Source organism: Mesorhizobium sp. PL10 (genome assembly GCF_053714315.1).
Window position 1 is genome coordinate 142,016 of the sequence record NZ_JBSKBR010000013.1, and the last position, 19,513, is coordinate 161,528.

A 19,513-nucleotide genomic window follows, 5' to 3' on the forward strand; every position below is an offset into this window, starting at 1 on the left:
CCCAGCGTGTCGGAAAGGGTTGGCGCCATCCGTCTTTTGACAAACAAAGGAGAACGCCGTGCGAAAATTGATCATCACCGAATTCATCAGCGTCGACGGCATTGCCGAGGTCGAGAAGCTGCCCAAAGTGACCTGGAACGACGAAATGCAAAGGTTCAAGGAGGACGAGCTTGCCGACAGCGGCGCCATGCTGTTGGGGCGCACGACCTATGAGATCTTTGCCGGCTCATGGCCGAGTGAAACCGGCGATTTTGCCGACCGCTTCAACGCGTTGCCGAAATATGTCGCTTCGACCAGCCTGAAGGCGTTGGACTGGAAGCCGGCGGAATTGCTGAAAGGGTCATTGCCCGACGCAGTCAGAGCGCTGAAGCAAGGCAGTGGCGGCAACATCTACGTGCATGGCAGCCTCAGTGTCGCGCAGGAATTGCTGCGCCACGGCCTGGTCGACCGCGTCAGGCTGCTGAGCTACCCCGGCACTGTCGGTGAGGGCAAGAAGCTGTTTCCTTCCGATATGCCCGTGGCGCTGGAGCCGATCTCGGCCATGACCTTCAGCAATGGCGTGGTGGCGCTGGAATATGCGGCCGGGAAAAAGTGATTAGCCAATCTCCCCACATGTGGGGAGATCAGCAGCTTCCCTCACCCAGCCTTCTTCCCTCGTTCCCCCTTGGCACGCGCCTCGACCACCCGCTCCACCTCGCGCTTCAGCTCGTCCTTGATCTCCTCGGTCTCGGCCATCAGCGTGTCGATCTTCATGAAATCGAGCACGCGGTATTTCGACACTGGCGGGCGGATCAAGATGTCAGGGGGGCGCTGGTTCAATTTGTGGGCGATGATCGACTGCATCATCAGTTGCGTGGCGCCATACATCAGGTCGACAGTGGTCGGGTGCTTGCGCTCGGCCTCGCTCGGCGCGCCGACGACGTCGATGGCAATGATGATGTCGGCGGCGTTTTCGATCAGATCGAACGGCACCGGATTGTAGATGCCGCCGTCGATCAGCACGCGGTCGTCGCGCGTCACCGGGCGGAAGACGGCGGGAATGGCGGCCGAGGCGGCCAGGGCCGAATGCAGGTCGCCATCGTCGAAGACAGCCAGTTTGTGGCCGAAATAGTCGGTCGCCGTTACCTTGAGCGGGATTTTCAGTTCGGCGAAGGTTTCAGGGATCGCTTCAGGCAGGAATGCCTTCAGGATGCGCTCGATGTTGAACTGGCTGACGCGGATGCCGCCTTGCATCGCCTCGGCGATGGTGCCGGGCCGCGAGCGCCACATCCGCGCTGCCACCTCTGCGCGGCGGCCCAGGATCGAACGGGCATAGTCCTTGATCTCCTTGCCGCTCATGCCAGAGGCCATGCCGGCGCCCATGATGGCGCCGATCGAGGAGCCGGCGATGGCCACTGGCTTGATGCCGAGCTCGTCCAGCGCCTCGACGATGTGGATGTGGGCCAGGCCGCGGGCGCCGCCGCCGCCAAAGGCTATGCCGAAAGTGGGCGCCGTCATTTGGCCTCCAGCTTCGGGCCGATGCTCATGATCGCGGGGGCCGGGGTCAGCAGCTTCTTTGCCGCCGCCTTGACCTGGTCGAGCGTCACGCCGTTGATGAGCGCTGCACGGCGCTGCACGTAGTCGATGCCGAGATTGTCGAGCTGCAATTCCACCAGCGTCGATGCAATGGCGCTGGAAGAATCCAGATTGCTGATGGCGTAGGAGCCGACCATGTATTTCTTGGTCGCGTCCAGTTCGACCTCGGTCGGGCCCTCCTCGGCCATCTTCTTGACCACCTCCTTGACGATGGCGAGCGTCTCGGCCGCGCGGTCCGAACGCGTCGCGGTGGTGATGATCAACGCATTGGAATGCTGGTGATCGACCAAGTTGGAATCGACGCTATAGGCAAGGCCACGCTTTTCGCGCACCTCGCCATAGAGGCGCGAGGTGAAGGTGCCGCCACCGAGAATCTGGTTCATCAGCACCGCCGGGAAGAAATCCGGCGCATCGCGTTTCACGCCGGGATAGGCAAACTGCAGTGAGGTCTGCGGCAGGTCGTAATCGACCTCCAGCTGCTGGCCGAGCTTCAGCTCGGTATCGGCAACCGGCCGCAGCAGCTGCTTTTCCGGCAGATCGCCAAACACGTCATCGAGCTTTCGTTTCAACGTCGCGGCGTCGATGTCGCCGACCACCGCGACATGTAGGCCATTGCGGGCGAAATTGGCCTTGTGGAAGGCAGCCAGATCCGCCGCGGTGATGGTGGCGATACTGTCTTTGGTGCCCTGGTCGGGCCGCGAATAGGGATGGTCGCCATAGATGGCGCGCAGCCATTTGGTCTGGGCGACGGTGTTGGGGTCACGCTCGCTGGCGATGATGCCGGACAGGATCTGGGAGCGGATGCGGTCGATGGGCGCCTGGTCGAAGCGCGGCCTGGTGACCGCCAGCCTGAGCAGGTCGAAGGCGGCATCCTTCTGCTCGGCCAGCATGCGCATCGAGCCATAGGTGCCGTCGCGCGCAGCGTCGAAGCCCATTTCGGCGCCGGCATCGTCAAGCCTGGTCTGGAAGGCCTCGCTGTCAAGATCGCCGGCACCCTCGTCGAACAGGCCGGTCATCAGATAGACCAGCCCTTCCCGCCCCGCCGGATCCTGCGTCGAGCCGCCATCGAAGACGAAGCGAATGGCGATGATCGGAATGGAGTGATCCTCGACCAGCCACGCGTTGATGCCCTTTGACGAGGTCACCGGCTGGATGTCCATCGCGCGAGCCGCAAGCGCCGGCAGGATGAGGAAGAGGATCGAGAGGAACAAAGTGGCGAAGGCGCGCAGCGCGGCGTTCCCTTCTCCCCTTGTGGGAGAAGGTGGATCGGTGCGCAGCGCCGAGACGGATGAGGGGTGGGTGACGGATCGCCGTCCTTGCCAAGCTGGAACACCCCTCTTCCGACCTCGCTTCGCTCGGCCACCTTCTCCCACAAGGGGAGAAGAGGGAGCCCGGTTCGGAGAAGGCACGACGCCAAGCAGGTTCGTCATCGAATCAATTCCCCGCCTGTTGCTGCGGCAAGAGATAGCCGGTGGTCGAACGGTCGAGCAGCAAATAGCGTGCGGCGACCGCCTTGATCTCGTCGGTGGTGACCTTGCGAATGCGGTCCGGCCATTCCTCTATATCCTTGACGTTGCCGCCAGTGGCGAGCTCGGCGCCGTAGAGATTGGCCATCTCGTCCTGCTTGTCGCGGGCGAAGATCATGGCCCTGATGTAGCGAGCCTTGGCCTTCTCCAGTTCGTCGGCGGTGACGCCGTCCTTGACGATGCGGGCGATCTCGGCGTCGACGGCCGCCTCGACGTCGCTCAGCTTGGCGTCACCGCGCGGTGCGCCGTAGACGGTGAAATTGGTGGCGTCGAGCATCGTGCCCTGGAAGAAGGCGCCGGCCCCCGATGCGATGCCTTGCTTGACCACGAGCTGCTGGTAAAGCCGGCTGCGGCTGCCGCCGCCAAGGATCTCTCCCAACAGGTCGAGCGCCTCGGCCTCGCCGGGCTTTGCCGTGTGGTAGGACGGAACCACCCATTGCGTCGAAAAGCTCGGCACCGAAACGCGCGCATCGGTGAGCGTCACCGTGCGCTTGGTGTTCTGCTCGGGCTCGACCGGGCGGATGCGCGGCGGCAGGTCCGGGCCGCGCGCGACCTTGCCATAGGTCTTTTCGGCCAGCGCCTTGACCGCGTCCGGCTCGACATCGCCGGCAACGATCAGCACCGCATTGTTGGGCCGGTAGTACTTGTCGTAGAAGGCAACCGCATCGGTGCGGTTCAGCTGCTCCATCTCCTGCATCCAGCCGATCACCGGAATGCGGTAGGGCTGGTTCTGCCAGAGGGTCGCATCGACCTCTTCGTCGAGCACGGCCTCGGGGTTGCTGTCGATTCGCGAGCGGCGCTCTTCCAGGATCACGTCTCGCTCGGTCTTGATGACCTCGTCGGTCAAGATGAGGTTGCGCATGCGGTCGGCCTCGAAGTTCATCATCAGTTCGAGCGCCGAGGGCGTCACCGTCTCGTGGAAGGCGGTGTAGTCATAGGAAGTGAAGGCGTTGTTGGAGCCGCCTATATCCGAAATGGCGCGGTCGAATTCGCCCGCTGCGTGGTTGGTCGTGGCCTTGAACATCAGATGTTCGAAGAAATGCGCGATGCCGGATTTGCCTGCCGGCTCGTCGGCGCTGCCGATCTTGTACCACACCATATGGGTGACGATCGGGGCACGATGATCGGGGATGACCACCACTTCCATGCCGTTGTCGAGCAGGAAGTTCGCCACCTTGCCATCGTCCGCGGCAAGAGCCGGGGCGGCCACGGTCAGTGCGGTGGCGAGCAACGCGCTCCGCAGCCATTCGGCATGAAGTGTCATTGATGGCTCCGGTTTGTTGTCGCGCGACGATAGGCAGGTTAGCCACCGAGGCAAAGTGAATTGTGCGTCATTTTGAAGGCGCCAACCGCTCCGCCCTCACCGAGCCTCGATGAACCGGATCACCGTCTCGCCGTAGTTGCGTTCATCAACCACCGCGAATTCGGGACCAACCTCGAAGGGCGCCGAGGCGGCTTCCTCGACCACGCAGAGCGCGCCGGGCAGCAGCCAGCCGCCTGCCTTGGCCGAACGCAGCGCGCGTTCGCCGAGACCTTTGCCATAGGGCGGATCGGCGAAGATCAGGCCAAAGGCCGCAAGCGTGCCGGCCTCGCCCAAGGCAGTCGCGTCGCGACGAAAGATCTTGGTGCGGCCGGTGAGACCAAAGGCTTCGACATTGGTGCGGATCAAGCCGCGCCCTTCCGCTGATTCTTCGATGAACACGCCATAGGAAGCGCCGCGCGACAGCGCTTCGAGGCCGAGCGCGCCGGTACCGGCGAAGAGGTCGAGCACACGGGCGCCCTCGAGCTTGGCGGCGAAGCGGTGCGCCAACACGTTGAAGACGGCCTCGCGGGCGCGGTCGGTGGTCGGTCGGATGGCATGGTCGCGCGGCGTCGCCAGCGGACGCCCGCGAAATTGGCCGCCGACGATTCTCATTTAAGCCCGGATCTCATTCAAATACGCGTCTCATTCTGGTCCGGCCCTCATCTGGTCCGGGGCCCCTTGGGACCGTTGCGCGGACGCTCGCCGCCCCGACCGCCATCCGGACGCTCGCCGCGCGGCTTGCCGAATGGTTTCGCGCCTCCCGGTTTGCCATAGGCCGGCTTGAACGAGGCCTTGCGCGCCTTGGCGTCAGCCGCCTTGGCAGCATCGGCTTCCGCCCTGCCCTTGCCGATCGGACGCGCACCCGGCGCCATCCAGACATTGGCCTTGCGCTGGCCCGGCGGCTCGATCGGCCGCTGCTCGCGCTCGGGCTTCTTGCCGCCTCGCGGCTTGTCGCCAAAGGCGCCACGAGGTTTGTCGCCGAAGCCTCCGCGCGGCTTGTCGCCGAAATCGCCACGCGGCTTGCCTGAAAACTCGCTTCGCTCGGGCCGTGGGCCGCGGTCGCCAAAGCTCTTTGCCGGCGCTGCGCCTCTTTCGGGGCTGGTCGACAGCTTGCCCAGCGCCTCGTCGCGGCTGCCCTCACGGCGCTTGCGGTTCTTGATCAGACCGCCCTCGCCGATCGGCCGGCGGTCGCCCTCGCGGGTGAATTTCGGCCGTTCGGGCTCCACTTCGCGCTCACGCCGCACCGGCTGGTTGGAGAACGGCTTGGTGATCTCGGCGTCGAAATTGGCGCCGGAATCCTCGATCAGGCGTTCGCCGAGCTGGTCGCGCAAGACGCGGCCCTTGATCTCCAGCACATGGCCTTCGGCGAGGTCGTCGAGCTGGAACGGCCCGTAGGAGATGCGGATCAGCCGCGTCACGTCGAGGCCGAGCGAACCAAGGATGTTCTTCACTTCCCGATTCTTGCCTTCGCGCAGGCCGATCGTCAGCCAGGCGTTGGTGCCTTGCTCACGGTCGAGCGTCGCCTCGATGGCACCGTAGAAGACGCCATCGACGGCAATGCCTTCACGCAGGCCCGCAAGCACGCTTTCCTCAACCTTGCCATGAACGCGCACGCGGTAACGGCGCAGCCAGCCAGTGGCAGGCAGTTCGAGCACGCGCGACAGCCCGCCATCATTGGTGAGCAGCAGCAGGCCTTCGGTGTTGATGTCGAGCCGACCGATGGTCATCAGCCGCGGCAATTCGGCCGGCAGCACGTCGAACACGGTCTTGCGTCCCTCGGGGTCGCGGTTGGTGGTGACGACCCCGGCCGGCTTGTGGAACAGGAACAGCCTTGTGCGTTCGATCGGCGGAATTTCCATGCCGTCGAGATGGATAATGTCACCGGGCATGACGTTGAAGGCCGGCGAGATCAAAGTCTGGTTGTTGACCTTGACGCGACCGGCCGCGATCAGATCCTCGGCATCGCGTCGCGAGGCAAGGCCAGCGCGCGCCAGCCGCTTGGCGATACGCTCGCCGGCTTCTTCAGCCTCCACGGCGCGCGGACGCGGCTTGAAGCCGTTGCCAGATGCGCCTTGCGGCCGGTCGCCACCGAAATCGCGCTTGGGACGATCCGCGAAGTCACGCTTGGGACGATCTCCGGCGTCGCGTTGTGCGCGATCACCGAAATCGCGCTTTGGCCGGTCGAAACGCTTTTCGCCTTCGGCGGAAGCTGGCCGATCACCGCGCGGTGCGTAGAGCTTGCGCGGACCTTCGCGCTTCTCATAGGGCTTGCCTTCGGGGCGTGGCCCCTTGCTGAACGGCCGGTCGCCGCTTTTGAAGTCGCGCTTCGGCCGCTCGCCATCGGCCGCCATCGGCCGGTCGCCGCGTGGCGCATAAGGCTTGCGCGGACCTTCGCGCTTTTCGAACGGCTTGCCTTCCGGGCGTGGCCCCTTGCTGAACGGCCGGTCGCCGCTTTTGAGGTCGCGCTTCGGCCGCTCGCCATCAGCCGCCATCGGCCGGTCGCCGCGCGGTGCGTAAGGTTTGCGCGGACCTTCGCGCTTTTCGTAGGGCTTGCCTTCGGGGCGTGGACCCTTGCTGAACGGCCGGTCGCCGCTCTTGAAGTCGCGCTTCGGCCGCTCGCCATTAGCCGCCATCGGCCGGTCGCCGCGCGGTGCGTAAGGTTTGCGCGGACCTTCGCGCTTTTCGTAGGGTTTGCCTTCCGGGCGCGGAGCCTTGCTGAACGGCCTGTCGCCGCTCTTGAAGTCGCGCTTCGGCCGCTCGCCTTCAGCCGCTGCCGGCCGCGCGCCGCGCGGCGAATAGGGTTTCTTGGCCCCGAAGGAAGGCTTGCCGCCTTTGCCGGCGGCGCCATCGCGGCGTGGCCCCGCAGCTCTCGGGCCGCTTTTGCCCGGGCCTTTGTGGCGCGGAGATTTTTTGTCGTGGTCGTCCATGTGGCCTTTGTCCGTTTGCGCTGCTACAGCGTGGCGCATCCTTTGGGCGCGCAACGAACGCTATAGCACTTTGATTTGGCGCATGATCATTTCCGAAAATCTGTTCCGATATTCGGGTTGACGCGCTCCATAACAGGATCACCGCTAAGTGGCGAGGAGATAATCGGAATGGAAACCGCGTGAAGCGGCCGGATTTCATGGTGCTGGCGCTGGAAGAGGCGCAAGCCGCCGCCTTGCGTGGCGAAGTCCCCGTCGGCGCAGTCATCGCCAGCGGCGATACGGTGGTGGCATCCGCCGGCAATCGCACCCGCGAACTTGCCGATCCGACGGCGCATGCCGAAATGCTGGCGATCCGCGCGGCCTGCCAGAAGCTCTCGAGCGAGCGGCTGACCGGGCACGACCTCTATGTGACGCTGGAGCCCTGCGCCATGTGCGCCGGCGCCATTTCCTTCGCCAGGCTGCGCCGGCTCTATTTCGGCGCGGCCGACGAGAAGGGCGGCGCGGTGGTCAACGGCGTGCGCTTCTTCGCTTCACCGACCTGCCACCATACGCCCGATATCTATCCCGGCATGGCCGAGGCCGATGCGGCCTTGCTGCTCAAGGAATTCTTCAGGGAAAGACGTGAACCGTAGAGCCTTCAACTGCGAAGGCGACGCTTCCTACCAGGAAGGCAGCCAGTCGAACAGCCCGCCGCTCTTGCTCTTGGCGGCGGCTTCCTTCTTGAGGCGGCGTTCCTTCTTGTATTCATCCTCGCCGAGTTCGCCCTGTGGCGCGGTGTCGGCAGCTGCGCGATAGGCCAGAGGCGGCTCGCTCAGATATTTGCGGCTGGTGGGATCGCCCTGCTTGCCCTCTGCCGAGCGGCGCTGGATCTCGGCGGCGCGGCCCTTGTCCGAATCCAGCGGCGACCAGCGCGGCGGGTGGCTCGAGGCTGAATCCGCCATTGCCTTCTTTACAGCCGCCGGATCGGTCTGCACATCATCTACGATCTGCGACTGGTAGGCCGGGTCGTCCTGATGCGCGGTGGCGTCGGCACGCAGACGGGCGCGTCGCTGCTCGGGCGATTCGGGCCAATCGGTGCTCGCCGTCTCGATGCTTTCCTGCGGCGCCGGCAGCACTTCCTTTTGCCCTGGCGCGGGCTTCACCAGCTCCGGACGCGGCTTGTAGTCGATCTGTTGCTTGCGCTTCGGCGCGATTGAAAAGGCGCCGGAAAGGTCGCCGGCAAGCTGCTCGCCAGCCGTCTTGTCAGTGCCGTAGGTGGGCGAACCCATGCAGCCGGACAGAGCGAGGCCGGACGCGACAAGCGGCGCCAGCAGCGCAACGCGCACGGAAGTTCTGTCGGTCATGCCAAAAAGTCCCACTATAGACAGCCTCTCGATCGTCACCGGCCAAAGGCCCGGTCCCCATCGTCCACGCTCTTGCGACGGAAATCCGGCGACAATTTGTCTTCCGGAGTTTCGCGTGTTTACCTCAACCACTCGTTAAGGGCAACGCGCGTGCGGTTTTCGCCCACGCGGCGTGGCTTTTGTGCACCGGCCTGTGAGCGCTCACAAACGTCCCAGCGCCTGCAGCTCATGCAACACCGCGGCATCGCGGGCCGAAACGTCGGGGAATTCGCCGTCCTGCCCGACATCGGCCGTATAGCGCCACGAGCGGGCGCATTTGACCAGGCCGCGGTCCTCGGCCTTTTCGACCACGACGGCGACACCCTTGACATCGTCGAGCGCAAAGGCGCCTTCCGGCGCCTTGCCATGGGCGATGACGAGATCGCTGGTGATCGCCATTTCGGCCATGTCGACATCGGCGATCGCGGCTTCGAGCGCGGCATCGTCGAGGGTCACGACGGGCACGGCCTCCAGCGATGAGCCGATGACCTTCTGCGCCCGTGCGATCTCAAGGGCGCCGGTGACGACACGGCGGACCTGCCGCACCTTGCGCCATTTCTCCGCCAGCGTCTCGTTCTTCCAGTTAGCTGGAATCTCAGGGAACTGGTCAAGATGCAGCGAGACTGCATCGGGATGACGGTCGAGCCAGGCTTCTTCCGTGGTGAAGGGCAGCATCGGCGCCAGCCACTTCACCAGGCAGTCGAAGAGGTGGCGCACCACTTGCACCGAGGCCTTGCGCTTCACACTGGAAGGCCCATCGCAATAGAGCGCGTCCTTCCTGATGTCGAAATAGAAGGCCGACAGCTCAATCACCATGAAGTCGAGCAAAGTGCGGGTGATGCGCTTGAACTCGAACGCGTCGTAGCCCGAGCGCACGACCTCATCCAGCTCGGCCAGCCGGTGCAGCATCAGCCGCTCCAGTTCCGGCATCTTTTCCAGCGGCACCTCCTCGCCATCGTCATGGGCGAGCGTGCCCAGCATCCACCGGATGGTGTTGCGGAGCTTGCGGTAGGCGTCGATGTTGGTCTGCAGCACGTTCTTGCCAAGCCGCTGGTCTTCCCAATAGTCAGTCGTCACCACCCACAGCCGGAGGATATCGGCGCCTGATTGCTTTATGACGTCCTGCGGAACGACGGTGTTGCCGAGCGATTTCGACATCTTGCGCCCTTCCTCATCCATGGTGAAGCCATGGGTGACGACGGTCTGGTAAGGCGCCCTGCCCCTGGTGCCGCAGCTTTCGAGCAGCGAGGAGTGGAACCAGCCGCGATGCTGATCGGAGCCTTCGAGATAGACGTCGGCCGGCCATTTGAGATCCGGACGGTCCTCGAGCGTGAAGACATGGGTCGAGCCCGAATCGAACCAGACGTCGAGGATGTCCATGACCTGCTTCCATCTGGAAGCATCGTGGTTGCCGAGGAAACGCTCCTTGGCGCCTTCCGCGAACCAGGCGTCGGCGCCTTCCTGTTCGAAAGCGTCCATGATGCGCTGGTTGACCGCCTCGTCCTTCAGCACATTGCCGTCCTCGTCGGCAAAGACGGCGATGGGCACGCCCCAGGCGCGCTGGCGCGACAGCACCCAGTCCGGGCGCTCCTCGATCATGGCGCGGATGCGGTTCTGGCCAGCGGCCGGCACGAAGCGCGTGTCATCGATGGCCTTCAGCGCCCGGCTGCGCAGTGTCGTGCCGTCGCCAAGGTCCTTGTCCATATAGACAAACCATTGCGGCGTGTTGCGGAAGATGATCGGCTTCTTCGAGCGCCAGGAATGCGGATAGCTGTGCTTCAGCCGGCCGCGCGCGAACAGCGCATTGCGCTTGATCAGTTCGTCGATGACGGCCTGGTTGGCGTTGCCCTTCTTGCCGTTGTCGTCGATGACGCGCGCCGCCCCACCTTCGCGATCCGGACCGAAGCCCGGCGCCTCTTTTGTGAAGAAGCCGGCATCGTCCACAGGGAACGGGATTGCCGTATCGATGCCGCGCGCCTGCAGGTCCGACACCGCGTCCGTCCAGGCGTCAAAATCCTCGCGGCCATGGCTGGGCGCGGTGTGGACGAAGCCAGTGCCGGCATCGTCGGTGACATGCTCGCCGGCAATCATCGGCACCGGATATTCATAGCCGCCGCCAAGCCCTTTGAAGGGGTGCGAAAGCGTAAGACTTTCAAGCTGTTCTGCCGAAATGTTGTGAAGGCGATTCAAGGTGACCTTGGCCTTGGCCGCCGAGTCTTCGGCCAGCGCGTCGGCAAAGATCAGCTTTTCGCCCGGCTGCGGTCCAAAGGCGTTCTCAGCTGCGGTAACCTCGTAGAGCCCATAGGCAACCCGCGGCGAATAGCTGACGGCGCGATTGCCCGGGATGGTCCATGGGGTCGTCGTCCAGATGACGACATGGGCATCCCGCAATTCGGGTGACTTCTGCGACACCGGAAACTTCACCCAGATCGTGTCGCTCTCGTAGTCCTGGTACTCGACCTCGGCTTCGGCCAGCGCGGTGCGTTCGACGACGCTCCACATCACCGGCTTGGAGCCGCGGTAGAGCTGGCCCGACATGGCGAACTTCAACAGCTCGCCGGCGATGCGCGACTCGGCGTGGAAGGCCATCGTCGTATAAGGGTTCTTGAAATCGCCGACGACGCCGAGCCGCTGGAATTCGCCGCCCTGCACCGAGATCCAGTGCGCGGCGAAGTCGCGGCATTCCTTGCGGAATTCGTTGACCGGTACCTCGTCCTTGTTCTTGCCCTTGGCACGATACTGCTCCTCGATCTTCCATTCGATCGGCAGACCGTGACAGTCCCAGCCCGGCACATAGTTGGAGTCGTAGCCGCGCATCTGGAACGAGCGGGTGATGACGTCCTTGAGTATCTTGTTCAGCGCATGGCCGATATGGATGTTGCCGTTGGCGTAGGGCGGGCCGTCATGCAGCACGTATTTTTCGCGGCCGGCGGCCTCCTCGCGCAGCTTGCGATAAAGGTCCATGTCCTGCCAGCGCTTCACCAGCAGCGGCTCTTTCTCCGGCAAGCCGGCGCGCATCGGGAAATCCGTCTGCGGCAGGTAAAGCGTCTTGGAATAGTCGATCGTTTCAACAGTGTCGGTCATTGGTCTGCCATGTGCATTGCCCGGCGGCATCGAGGCTCGGGCGTTGAACTATCATGATTTGGAAAAAGCGCGAGGGGGCGCGCAGAAACTCCCGGCGGCTCCGGCGGCGCTCAGGCCACCCGGAACACCGGGCCTGTAATTCGTATCGCGATCGCGAAAAGGCGCGAAAAGCTGGTCATGCCCGGCTTTTAGCCGAAGCCACGGCAGGAATAAAGCGCGGAATCGCCTACATTGAAAAGTTGAAACGGTAGGTGGTCGAGACGCCGACCGTGAACTGGTCGCGCTCGCCGCGCTCCTTGACCAGGCTGGAATCGGCAGCCGGGCCCATCAGGCGCGCATATTCGCCGAACAGGCTGGCGGTCATCGGCTCCGTCACCTTCCAGGTGATGGCGCCGCCGAGGCCGGTGGATTTCAGGCCGCCGCCGGGATGGTATTCGCTGAGGCCCGAGGCTGCGGCCTCCTTGGCGTTGACGCCGTAGTAGGAGTCGAAATAGCCCGACGAGGCGAACGACACGCGCGGGCCGCCCGAAATACGGACCGTCGGCGTGATATCGTAGAAGGCATCGGCGGCGATGTCGGCGACAAAGCCGTCATGGGCACGGATACCGTGACGCAGTTCGGCGCGGGCGCGCAACCAGTCCGTCGGGTAAAACTCGAAGAAACCGCCCACTTCACCGCCCCAACGCACCGGGTCGAGGCCTTTCAGCTCGTCCTTGCTGCTGCGCGAAAACAGGAACTTTCCGGTCAGGCCGGCGCGCACGCCGCCATCGTCGACCAGCGCCAGCGAAATGTTGTCATTGCGCGAGGTGAAGCGCGCGGCGGGACCGACCTTGCCCAGCGAGATGATCGGCGTGGCGCTGAGCAGAAGACTGTTGGAACCTTCGAATTTCGGCGCGACCATGCCGGTGGCGCCAAGCGTCAGATACCAGTCGCCCGACAGCCATCCGAACGTCCCCTCGCCCGCTTTGGCGGTGGACACGGAGAGCAGCGCCGAGGCGAGAAGCAGCGGAATCGTCCTGACAATACGCATCATCACCCCATACGCGAAACAAAGCGGAGAGAACACCCGGCCGCGCCAGAAGCCATGGCCCGGTTCGGTAAAATTTGACTTAAAATCGGTAACAGTGACGGGCAACGGCCATGCTGTTTTGGCGTTGTGGCCTACTTGAACGCGCCGCCATCGGCTGGAAAGCGGCTTTGCCGGGTGGCCACGATCAGCCGCCTCGGTGACGCAGAACATCGACCAGCAGGGATAGAGCCGGCGAGGTGTGACGCCGGCTTGGGTAATACAGGTGATAGCCCGGAAAGTACGGGCACCAGTCCTCCAGCACCCGGACAAGCCGTCCCTCGGCAATGTGCGGAAGCACCTGGTCCTCAGGCATATAGGCTACTCCCAACCCGTCCAACGCCGAATTCAATCGCATTCCTAGGTTGTTGAAGACCAGTTGGCCGTCGCCCCGCACCTTCACCTCGCGGCCGTCCTTCTCGAGTCCCCAAGGGAACAGCCCACCATAGGTCGGCAGCCGCATGTTGATGCATTTGTGCGCGGTCAGGTCCTGCGGGGATTGCGGGGTCGGGAAGCGCTTGAAATATTTCGGCGAACCGACAACGGCCATGCGGATGTCCGGCCCAATACGGACAGCCACCATATCCTTCGCAACCTGCTCGCCCATGCGGACGCCGGCATCATAGCCCTCGGCGACGATATCCGTCAGGCCGTAGTCGACGATGATCTCAACCTGGACGTCGGGATAGTCCAGCAGGAACCGCTTGAGCGCAGGCTGCAGAACGGAAATCGCCGGGTGCTCACCTGCGGTGATGCGGACCGCTCCGGCCGGTTTCTCGCGCAGCTCGTTCAAGGTGGCCAGTTCTGCCTCGATCTCCTCGAACCTTGGGCTCAACGTGCGCAAAAGGCGATCACCGGCTTCCGTCGGTGCGACGCTGCGTGTGGTCCGCGTCAGAAGCCTGAGCCCGATCCGTTCCTCGAGGTTGCGGACCGTCTGACTGAGAGCCGAAGGCGACACCCCTAGTTTGGCTGCCGCACGGGTGAAGCTGCGTTCCCGGGCGACCATCGCGAATGCGGCAAGGTCGTTGAAATTCTGCATGGCGTATATTTGTTAGTCCAGCTAACAGGCTCATGCGAATTATAGCAGGTTTTCGTATGATGCCACAGGCCCTACCTTCTTCGCAGCAGCAACAAAGAAGGAGAGCAGGCATGGAAACCGAGCGAACGTTCAGGATGGGACGCCGCGGTTTTTTGAGCGCGGCAGGGAGTCTCGCAACGACGCCGCTTCTCCTGGCTGCCGGTTCCCAGGCGTCGGCCCAGGAGCCGGCTCAACCGACAGCCCTCAACAGCGCCGAGGCGCTGAACGGGCGGCGGAAGCTGGCATCGCTGGAAGTCTCCAGCCTCGGCATTGGCGTCCAGAACATGAGCCGGACCTATCAGACAACAATCCCGACCCGCCCCGAGATGATCAACATTATCCGGACCGCGTTCGATCGCGGTGTGACGTTTTTCGACGCCGCCGAGGCCTACGGCCCCCATGAAGTCGAGCGGATCCTTGGCGAGGGTATAGCGCCTTTCCGAGACCGCGTCGTGATCACCTCGAAGTTTGGCTGGAACATCGACCTGGAGACAGGCGAGCGGCGCCCTGGCCTGAACAGCCGCCCGGACCACATCAAGCTGGCGGTCGACGGCATGCTCAAGCGCCTGGGTACCGATCGCGTTGATCTGCTTTACCAACATCGGGTCGACCCGGACGTGCCGATCGAGGACGTTGCCGGCGCCGTGAAGGGTCTTATGGACCAGGGCAAGGTTCTGCACTGGGGGCTGTCCGAGATGGGACTGGGCACACTCCGCCGCGCCCACGCCGCGCTGCCGGTCACCGCCGTCCAAAGTGAGTACTCCATGCTATGGCGCGGGCCCGAGAGCGAAGTGCTTCCGGTGTGCGCGGAACTTGGCATCGGCTTTGTCCCATGGAGCCCGCTCGGCGTGAGCTTCCTGACCGGCGCCATCGATGCCAGAACCCGGTTCGCCGACGGAGATATTCGCAAGGTCGAGGGCCGATTCTCAGCGGAGAATCTGCCGCACAATCTGGCGCTGGTCGAGATGATCAAAAGCTGGGCCAGGCGTAAGCAAGCTACCGCCGCGCAGATCGCGCTCGCCTGGCTGATGGCGCAGAAGCCATGGATCGTTCCCATACCTGGGACGACCCAGATGCCCCATCTGCTCGAAAACATAGGCGCCGATACAATCCGGTTCACGCCGGAGGAACTTACGGAACTCAACGCCGCGGTCGGCGCAATCCAGGTTCAGGGCGCGCGCCTGCCCGACGCCGTGCTGGTCTACTCCGGCGTCGAAGCGCCGGAAAAGAGCTGAGCCGGTATTTCCACACGCCATTGCACAGGAGTTCGTTATGAAAATCAGAACGCTCGGAGACCTGCAGGTATCCGCCCTCGGCCTGGGTTGCATGAGCATGACCTCCGCGTACGGGCCGCCAGCCGACAAGTCGGAAATGGTCGGGCTGATCCGTCTCGCGCATGAGCGGGGCGTGACACTGTTCGACACCGCCGAGGCGTATGGGCCTTTCGCCAATGAGGAGCTCCTTGGCGAGGCCCTCGCGCCGATCCGCGATCAAGTCGTCATTGCCACCAAATTCGGGTTTGATATCGACCTTGAGACCCGTGCCCGTAGCGGCGGCACCAACAGCCGCCCCGAGCACATCAAGCGTGTCGCGGACGCGAGCCTCAAGCGTCTGAAAACCGATCGTATAGACCTGTTCTACCAGCATAGGGTCGATCCGAACGTTCCGATCGAGGACGTCGCCGGCGCCATCAAGGACCTGATCGCCCAGGGTAAGGTCAGCCATTGGGGGCTTTCGGAGGCGGGCGTCCAAACCATCCGCCGCGCGCACGCCGTCCAGCCGGTTACCGCGGTGCAAAACGAGTACTCGCTGTTCTACCGTGGCGTCGAAGCCGAATTGTTGCCGGTCTGTGAAGAGCTCGGCATCGGTTTCGTGCCGTTCAGCCCATTGGGCGCGGGGTTCCTGACTGGCAAGATCGACGAGAATACCAAATTCGACCCGACCGATTTCCGTAACAATGTGCCTCGCTTCTCGCCGGAGGCGCGCAAGGCCAACATGGCTCTGGTCGATGTCGTGAGGGGTGTGTCCGAGCGCAAAGGCGCGACACCTGCCCAGGTCGCGCTGGCCTGGCTGCTCGCCCAGCAGCCCTGGATCGTACCGATTCCGGGCACCACCAAACGTCACCGCCTTGAGGACAACCTTGGCGCGATCGACGTGACGCTGACCCTTCAAGATCTGCAGGAGCTCGCCGACGCCTTGGCGGAGATCGACGTCCAAGGCGAACGCCTGCCCGAAGCAGCGCTCAAGATGACCGGGCTCTGATCGGGATCTGCATCATGACCGATGATCAAAAGCCAACCAGGCGCAAGATTCTGATGTCATCCTTGTTGCTTCCGCTCGCGGCGGGGAGTGCATCGGTCGCGCAAACCGAAGCCGCACCTGGCCCGGACGGCAAGTCGTTGGTGGCGTTCTTTTCGCGGAGTGGCAATACCCGCGTCATCGCCGGCCAGCTCAGCCGGACGCTGCCGGCCGATCTCTTCGAAATCGTGCCGGCAACACCTTACCCGGCTGACTACTTCGAAACCGTCGAGCAAGCGCGGCAAGAGCGCGACCGCGGCGACCGGCCGCCGCTCAAAGCCCTGATTGCGAGCACCGCATCCTATGCGCGCGTGTTCCTGGGGTTCCCCATCTGGGGTGAAACCGCTCCGCCCGTAATCCGCTCTTTCCTCACCGCCCACGACCTGGCGGACAAGACGATCATTCCGTTCATCACGCATGGCGGCTTTGGCCTCGGCAACAGCCAGGCCGTTCTGGCCACCCACGCCCCTCAAGCGCGCCTGGAAGAAGGGTTTTCGATGCAGGCTCCGCAAGAGCGGCAGACCATCGAGCGTGTCGCTGGATGGCTGGAGACCCTGAAGTTCCGATAGCGGGCTACTTGCTGGACGGTCAAGGTCGTTGGCGCTAACCTTCGGAATGCGGCATGAAACGCGGCGAACTTCAGAGGAGATGCGGCTATGACCCTGCACGGTGACACCCTGAAGGACGCGATCGGCCGGACACGAGACAAATGGGGGTGGTTCGTCGCGCTCGGCGTGCTGCTGCTCATTTTCGGCGGCATTGCCTTCGGCAATCTGTTCATCGCCACCGTCGCTTCGGTCTATGTCGTGGGATGGCTGATGCTGATGGCCGGCATCATCGAGATCGTGCATGCCTTCGGCGTGAAGAGCTGGAGCCGCTTCTTCTATTGGCTCCTCAGCGGCCTGCTCTATGCGGTTGCCGGCTTCTTCGCGTTCGACAATCCGCTGCTGGCATCGACGGTGCTGACCTTGCTGCTGGCGGTGGCGCTGGTCGCTTCGGGCGCGCTCAGGGCCTGGGTTGGTTACAGCCACCGGCCTGAAAATGGCTGGGGCTGGGTCGTCGCGGCCGGCCTGATCAGCGTGCTGGCGGGCCTGACGATCGCCATAGGCTGGCCGGTCAATAGCCTGTGGGTGCTAGGCCTGTTCCTGGCCATCGACCTGATCTTCCAGGGCTGGAGCTTCATCGCTCTCGGACTGGCCCTGAAGAGGTAAGCGGCCGGAAGCTCAAAAAGCGATCGCGCTGTCCAGGTCTGAAAGTGGCCTGACGCCGGCCAGCAGCGCGCGTGCCTCCGTCTCGTCGCGCTTGATTTGCGCCACCAGCGCATCGAGCCCGTCGAACTTCACCTCGGGGCGCAAAAAGCCGAAGAACGAGACCTCGCAGATCTCGCCATAGAGATCGCCGGAAAAGTCGAAGACGAAGGTTTCGAGCAACGGCGCGCCATTGTCGTCGACAGTCGGGCGGCGACCGAAGCTGGCCACACCGTCATAAAGCGTGCCATCGGCACGGCGGAAGCGGACGGCATAAATCCCTTCCTTCAGAGTCGCTTCCGTAGAAAGCCTCATGTTGGCTGTCGGGAAGCCGAGCGTGCGGCCGAGCTGCTGGCCGCCGATGACTTCGCTTTCGACGGTGAAGCGGTAGCCGAGCAGGCCGGCGGCCTCGGCGACTTCGCCCTCGCACAACAATGCGCGGATGCGGCTCGACGACACCACCTCGGCGCCTTCGTCGCGAAAGGCGTCGACCAGGGTGACGCCAAAACCGTGGCGCTCGCCTGCCGCCATCAGAAAGGCTGGGCCGCCTTGCCGGTCCTTGCCGAAGTGGAAATCGAAGCCGGTGACGGAATGGGTGATGCCGAGGTTCGTCTCCAGCACATCGGTGACGAAAGCCTCGGCCGACAGGCCGGCAAAGGCGCGCGTGAACGGCTGTTCGACGAGCGCTGCAAAGCCCAGATGCGACAACAGCCGCGCCTTCATCGGCGGCGGCGTCAGCACGAACAGCGGCATGTCGGGCCTGAACACCTTACGTGGATGCGGCTCGAAGCTCAGCACCAGCGCCGGCACGCCGCGTCGCCTGGCTTCGGCAAGCGCGCGGTCGAGCACGGCCTGGTGGCCGCGGTGAACGCCGTCGAAATTGCCGATCGCCACCACGCCGCCACGCAAATGCGCAGGCAGCGGCGCCGTCGCGGAAATATGTTCGAAGGCTGCGCTCATGGAAGCGACCCTACCGCAGTCTCGGAATGACGGCGACCGGCCGGTAGCCGTGCTTTTGCAGAAAGGCTGCAAGCCTGGCGGGGTCCAGCTGCATGGCATCGCCATAGTCGCGCGCATGAATGCCGCCCGACACGTAAAGCACGTCTATGCCATTGTCGGTGGCGCCCTTGATGTCGGTCATCATGCCGTCGCCGATGGCCAGCACCTCGGAGCGCTCGACGTCGCGGCCGAGAAGCAAGGCGACCTCTCGCATTGCTGCATCATAAACCGGCGCATAGGGCTTTCCGGCAATCAGCGTGCGGCCGCCGAGTTGGGCATAGTCGCGGGCCAAGGCCCCGGCGCACCAGATCATGCGCTCGCCGCGCTCCACCACGATGTCAGGGTTGGCGCAGATGAAAGGCAGGTTCCTGGCCCGCAGCCGGCGCAGCAGTTCGGCGTAATCCTCAGGTGTTTCCACCTCGTCGTCGAACAGGCCTGTGCAGACGACCCCGGAGGCCTCGAACTCCTCGACGAGCTCGATATCGAGACCGTCATAGAGGGTAAAATCGCGGTCGGCGCCGATGTGGAAGATTTTTCGCGGGCCTTCGGCGATGAGGTCGCGGGTTACATCGCCTGATGTGACGACACGGTCGAAGGCGGCGCTGGGGACGCCGATCGCATTCATCTGCGCCACCACATCGGCATTGCGGCGCGGTGAATTGGTGATCAGGACAACCGGGAGCTTGGCCGCACGCGCGGCGGCAAGCGCCTCGGCAGCCGCCGGGAAATGCCATTCGCCATTGTGGATCACGCCCCAGACATCGCACAGGATGGCCGAGTAGGCTCCCGACAAATCCGCGAGCGAGCCGATGATGTCAGGCGAATCCGCCATGCCGTTTTCCTGATGTGACAATCGTTGCGAAAGCTGCAGCCGACGGTCCGCCGCAACCGGCCCCGCATTAACCGAAGCGTTTCATCCTGTCACCAGCTTTCGGCGTTTTCGACGCGGTCGAGCCATGGGCTGATGGCGGTTGCAACACCCAGCAAGCGCACTTCCCGGAAGCTTCAGTCGATAGAAAAATGTCGCA

Annotated in this window: 17 protein-coding genes; 6 read left to right on the plus strand and 11 right to left on the minus strand. The window is 63.8% G+C overall.

Annotated features, from left to right (window positions below; all coding sequences use genetic code 11):
• Positions 1–58: 58 nt before the first annotated feature.
• Entirely contained in the window at positions 59–595 is a 537-nt protein-coding gene (locus ACWGTO_RS21545; RefSeq protein WP_454576823.1) for a dihydrofolate reductase family protein, read from the plus strand.
• Positions 596–636: 41 nt separating this feature from the next.
• Here the strand turns inward: ACWGTO_RS21545 and ACWGTO_RS21550 are convergent, their stop codons facing one another.
• The 5 genes from ACWGTO_RS21550 to ACWGTO_RS21570 all read right to left on the minus strand — a co-directional run bounded on the left by ACWGTO_RS21550 (position 637) and on the right by ACWGTO_RS21570 (position 7,331).
• Complete coding sequence (locus ACWGTO_RS21550) at positions 637–1,497, minus strand: patatin-like phospholipase family protein (protein WP_454576824.1); 861 nt, start codon at positions 1,495–1,497, stop codon at positions 637–639.
• Positions 1,494–2,735, minus strand: coding sequence for a M16 family metallopeptidase (locus tag ACWGTO_RS21555; protein WP_454576859.1), 1,242 nt, complete (start codon positions 2,733–2,735; stop codon positions 1,494–1,496). Before ACWGTO_RS21555 ends, ACWGTO_RS21550 begins: the two co-directional genes overlap by 4 nt.
• A 274-nt stretch (positions 2,736–3,009) precedes the next feature.
• The gene (locus ACWGTO_RS21560) at positions 3,010–4,365 is read right to left on the minus strand and encodes a M16 family metallopeptidase (protein WP_454576825.1); all 1,356 of its coding nucleotides are present in this window, start codon (positions 4,363–4,365) and stop codon (positions 3,010–3,012) included.
• Positions 4,366–4,461: 96 nt separating this feature from the next.
• Entirely contained in the window at positions 4,462–5,016 is a 555-nt protein-coding gene (gene rsmD, locus ACWGTO_RS21565; RefSeq protein ID WP_454576826.1) for a 16S rRNA (guanine(966)-N(2))-methyltransferase RsmD, read from the minus strand.
• A 47-nt stretch (positions 5,017–5,063) separates the two neighbouring features.
• Complete coding sequence (locus tag ACWGTO_RS21570) at positions 5,064–7,331, minus strand: pseudouridine synthase (RefSeq protein ID WP_454576827.1); 2,268 nt, start codon at positions 7,329–7,331, stop codon at positions 5,064–5,066.
• Positions 7,332–7,510: 179 nt separating this feature from the next.
• Here ACWGTO_RS21570 and ACWGTO_RS21575 point away from each other — a divergent pair, with 179 nt between their 5' ends.
• Positions 7,511–7,963, plus strand: coding sequence for a nucleoside deaminase (locus ACWGTO_RS21575; protein WP_454576828.1), 453 nt, complete (start codon positions 7,511–7,513; stop codon positions 7,961–7,963).
• 27 nt (positions 7,964–7,990) lie between these two features.
• Here the strand turns inward: ACWGTO_RS21575 and ACWGTO_RS21580 are convergent, their stop codons facing one another.
• The 4 genes from ACWGTO_RS21580 to ACWGTO_RS21595 form a co-directional block, all read right to left on the minus strand.
• Positions 7,991–8,674 (minus strand): hypothetical protein, encoded by a 684-nt coding sequence (locus ACWGTO_RS21580; RefSeq protein ID WP_454576829.1) that lies wholly within the window; start codon positions 8,672–8,674, stop codon positions 7,991–7,993.
• A 201-nt stretch (positions 8,675–8,875) separates the two neighbouring features.
• Positions 8,876–11,797: an isoleucine--tRNA ligase gene (gene ileS / locus ACWGTO_RS21585; protein WP_454576830.1), complete on the minus strand. Its 2,922-nt coding sequence runs from the start codon at positions 11,795–11,797 to the stop codon at positions 8,876–8,878.
• Positions 11,798–12,023: 226 nt separating this feature from the next.
• Positions 12,024–12,827, minus strand: a complete 804-nt coding sequence (locus ACWGTO_RS21590; protein ID WP_454576831.1) for a MipA/OmpV family protein — start codon at positions 12,825–12,827, stop codon at positions 12,024–12,026.
• A gap of 184 nt (positions 12,828–13,011) precedes the next feature.
• The gene (locus ACWGTO_RS21595) at positions 13,012–13,902 is read right to left on the minus strand and encodes a LysR family transcriptional regulator (RefSeq protein ID WP_454576832.1); all 891 of its coding nucleotides are present in this window, start codon (positions 13,900–13,902) and stop codon (positions 13,012–13,014) included.
• Positions 13,903–14,036: 134 nt separating this feature from the next.
• Here ACWGTO_RS21595 and ACWGTO_RS21600 point away from each other — a divergent pair, with 134 nt between their 5' ends.
• The 4 genes from ACWGTO_RS21600 (at position 14,037) to ACWGTO_RS21615 (ending at position 17,450) form a co-directional block, all read left to right on the plus strand.
• Positions 14,037–15,176 carry an aldo/keto reductase gene (locus ACWGTO_RS21600; RefSeq protein WP_454576860.1) on the plus strand — a complete coding sequence of 380 codons (1,140 nt, stop codon included), beginning with the start codon at positions 14,037–14,039 and terminating at the stop codon, positions 15,174–15,176.
• A 37-nt stretch (positions 15,177–15,213) separates the two neighbouring features.
• Positions 15,214–16,203, plus strand: coding sequence for an aldo/keto reductase (locus tag ACWGTO_RS21605; RefSeq protein WP_454576833.1), 990 nt, complete (start codon positions 15,214–15,216; stop codon positions 16,201–16,203).
• A 14-nt stretch (positions 16,204–16,217) separates the two neighbouring features.
• Complete coding sequence (locus tag ACWGTO_RS21610; RefSeq protein ID WP_454576834.1) at positions 16,218–16,808, plus strand: flavodoxin; 591 nt, start codon at positions 16,218–16,220, stop codon at positions 16,806–16,808.
• Between the two features lie 87 nt (positions 16,809–16,895).
• Complete coding sequence (locus ACWGTO_RS21615; protein WP_454576835.1) at positions 16,896–17,450, plus strand: HdeD family acid-resistance protein; 555 nt, start codon at positions 16,896–16,898, stop codon at positions 17,448–17,450.
• A 12-nt stretch (positions 17,451–17,462) separates the two neighbouring features.
• On the opposite strand, the gene ACWGTO_RS21620 is transcribed toward ACWGTO_RS21615, so the two are convergent.
• Positions 17,463–18,446, minus strand: a complete 984-nt coding sequence (locus ACWGTO_RS21620) for a bifunctional riboflavin kinase/FAD synthetase (protein ID WP_454576836.1) — start codon at positions 18,444–18,446, stop codon at positions 17,463–17,465.
• Between the two features lie 10 nt (positions 18,447–18,456).
• On the minus strand, positions 18,457–19,317 hold the full coding sequence (locus ACWGTO_RS21625; RefSeq protein ID WP_454576837.1) for a TIGR01459 family HAD-type hydrolase: 861 nt from the start codon (positions 19,315–19,317) through the stop codon (positions 18,457–18,459).
• Between the last annotated feature and the right edge of the window lie 196 nt (positions 19,318–19,513).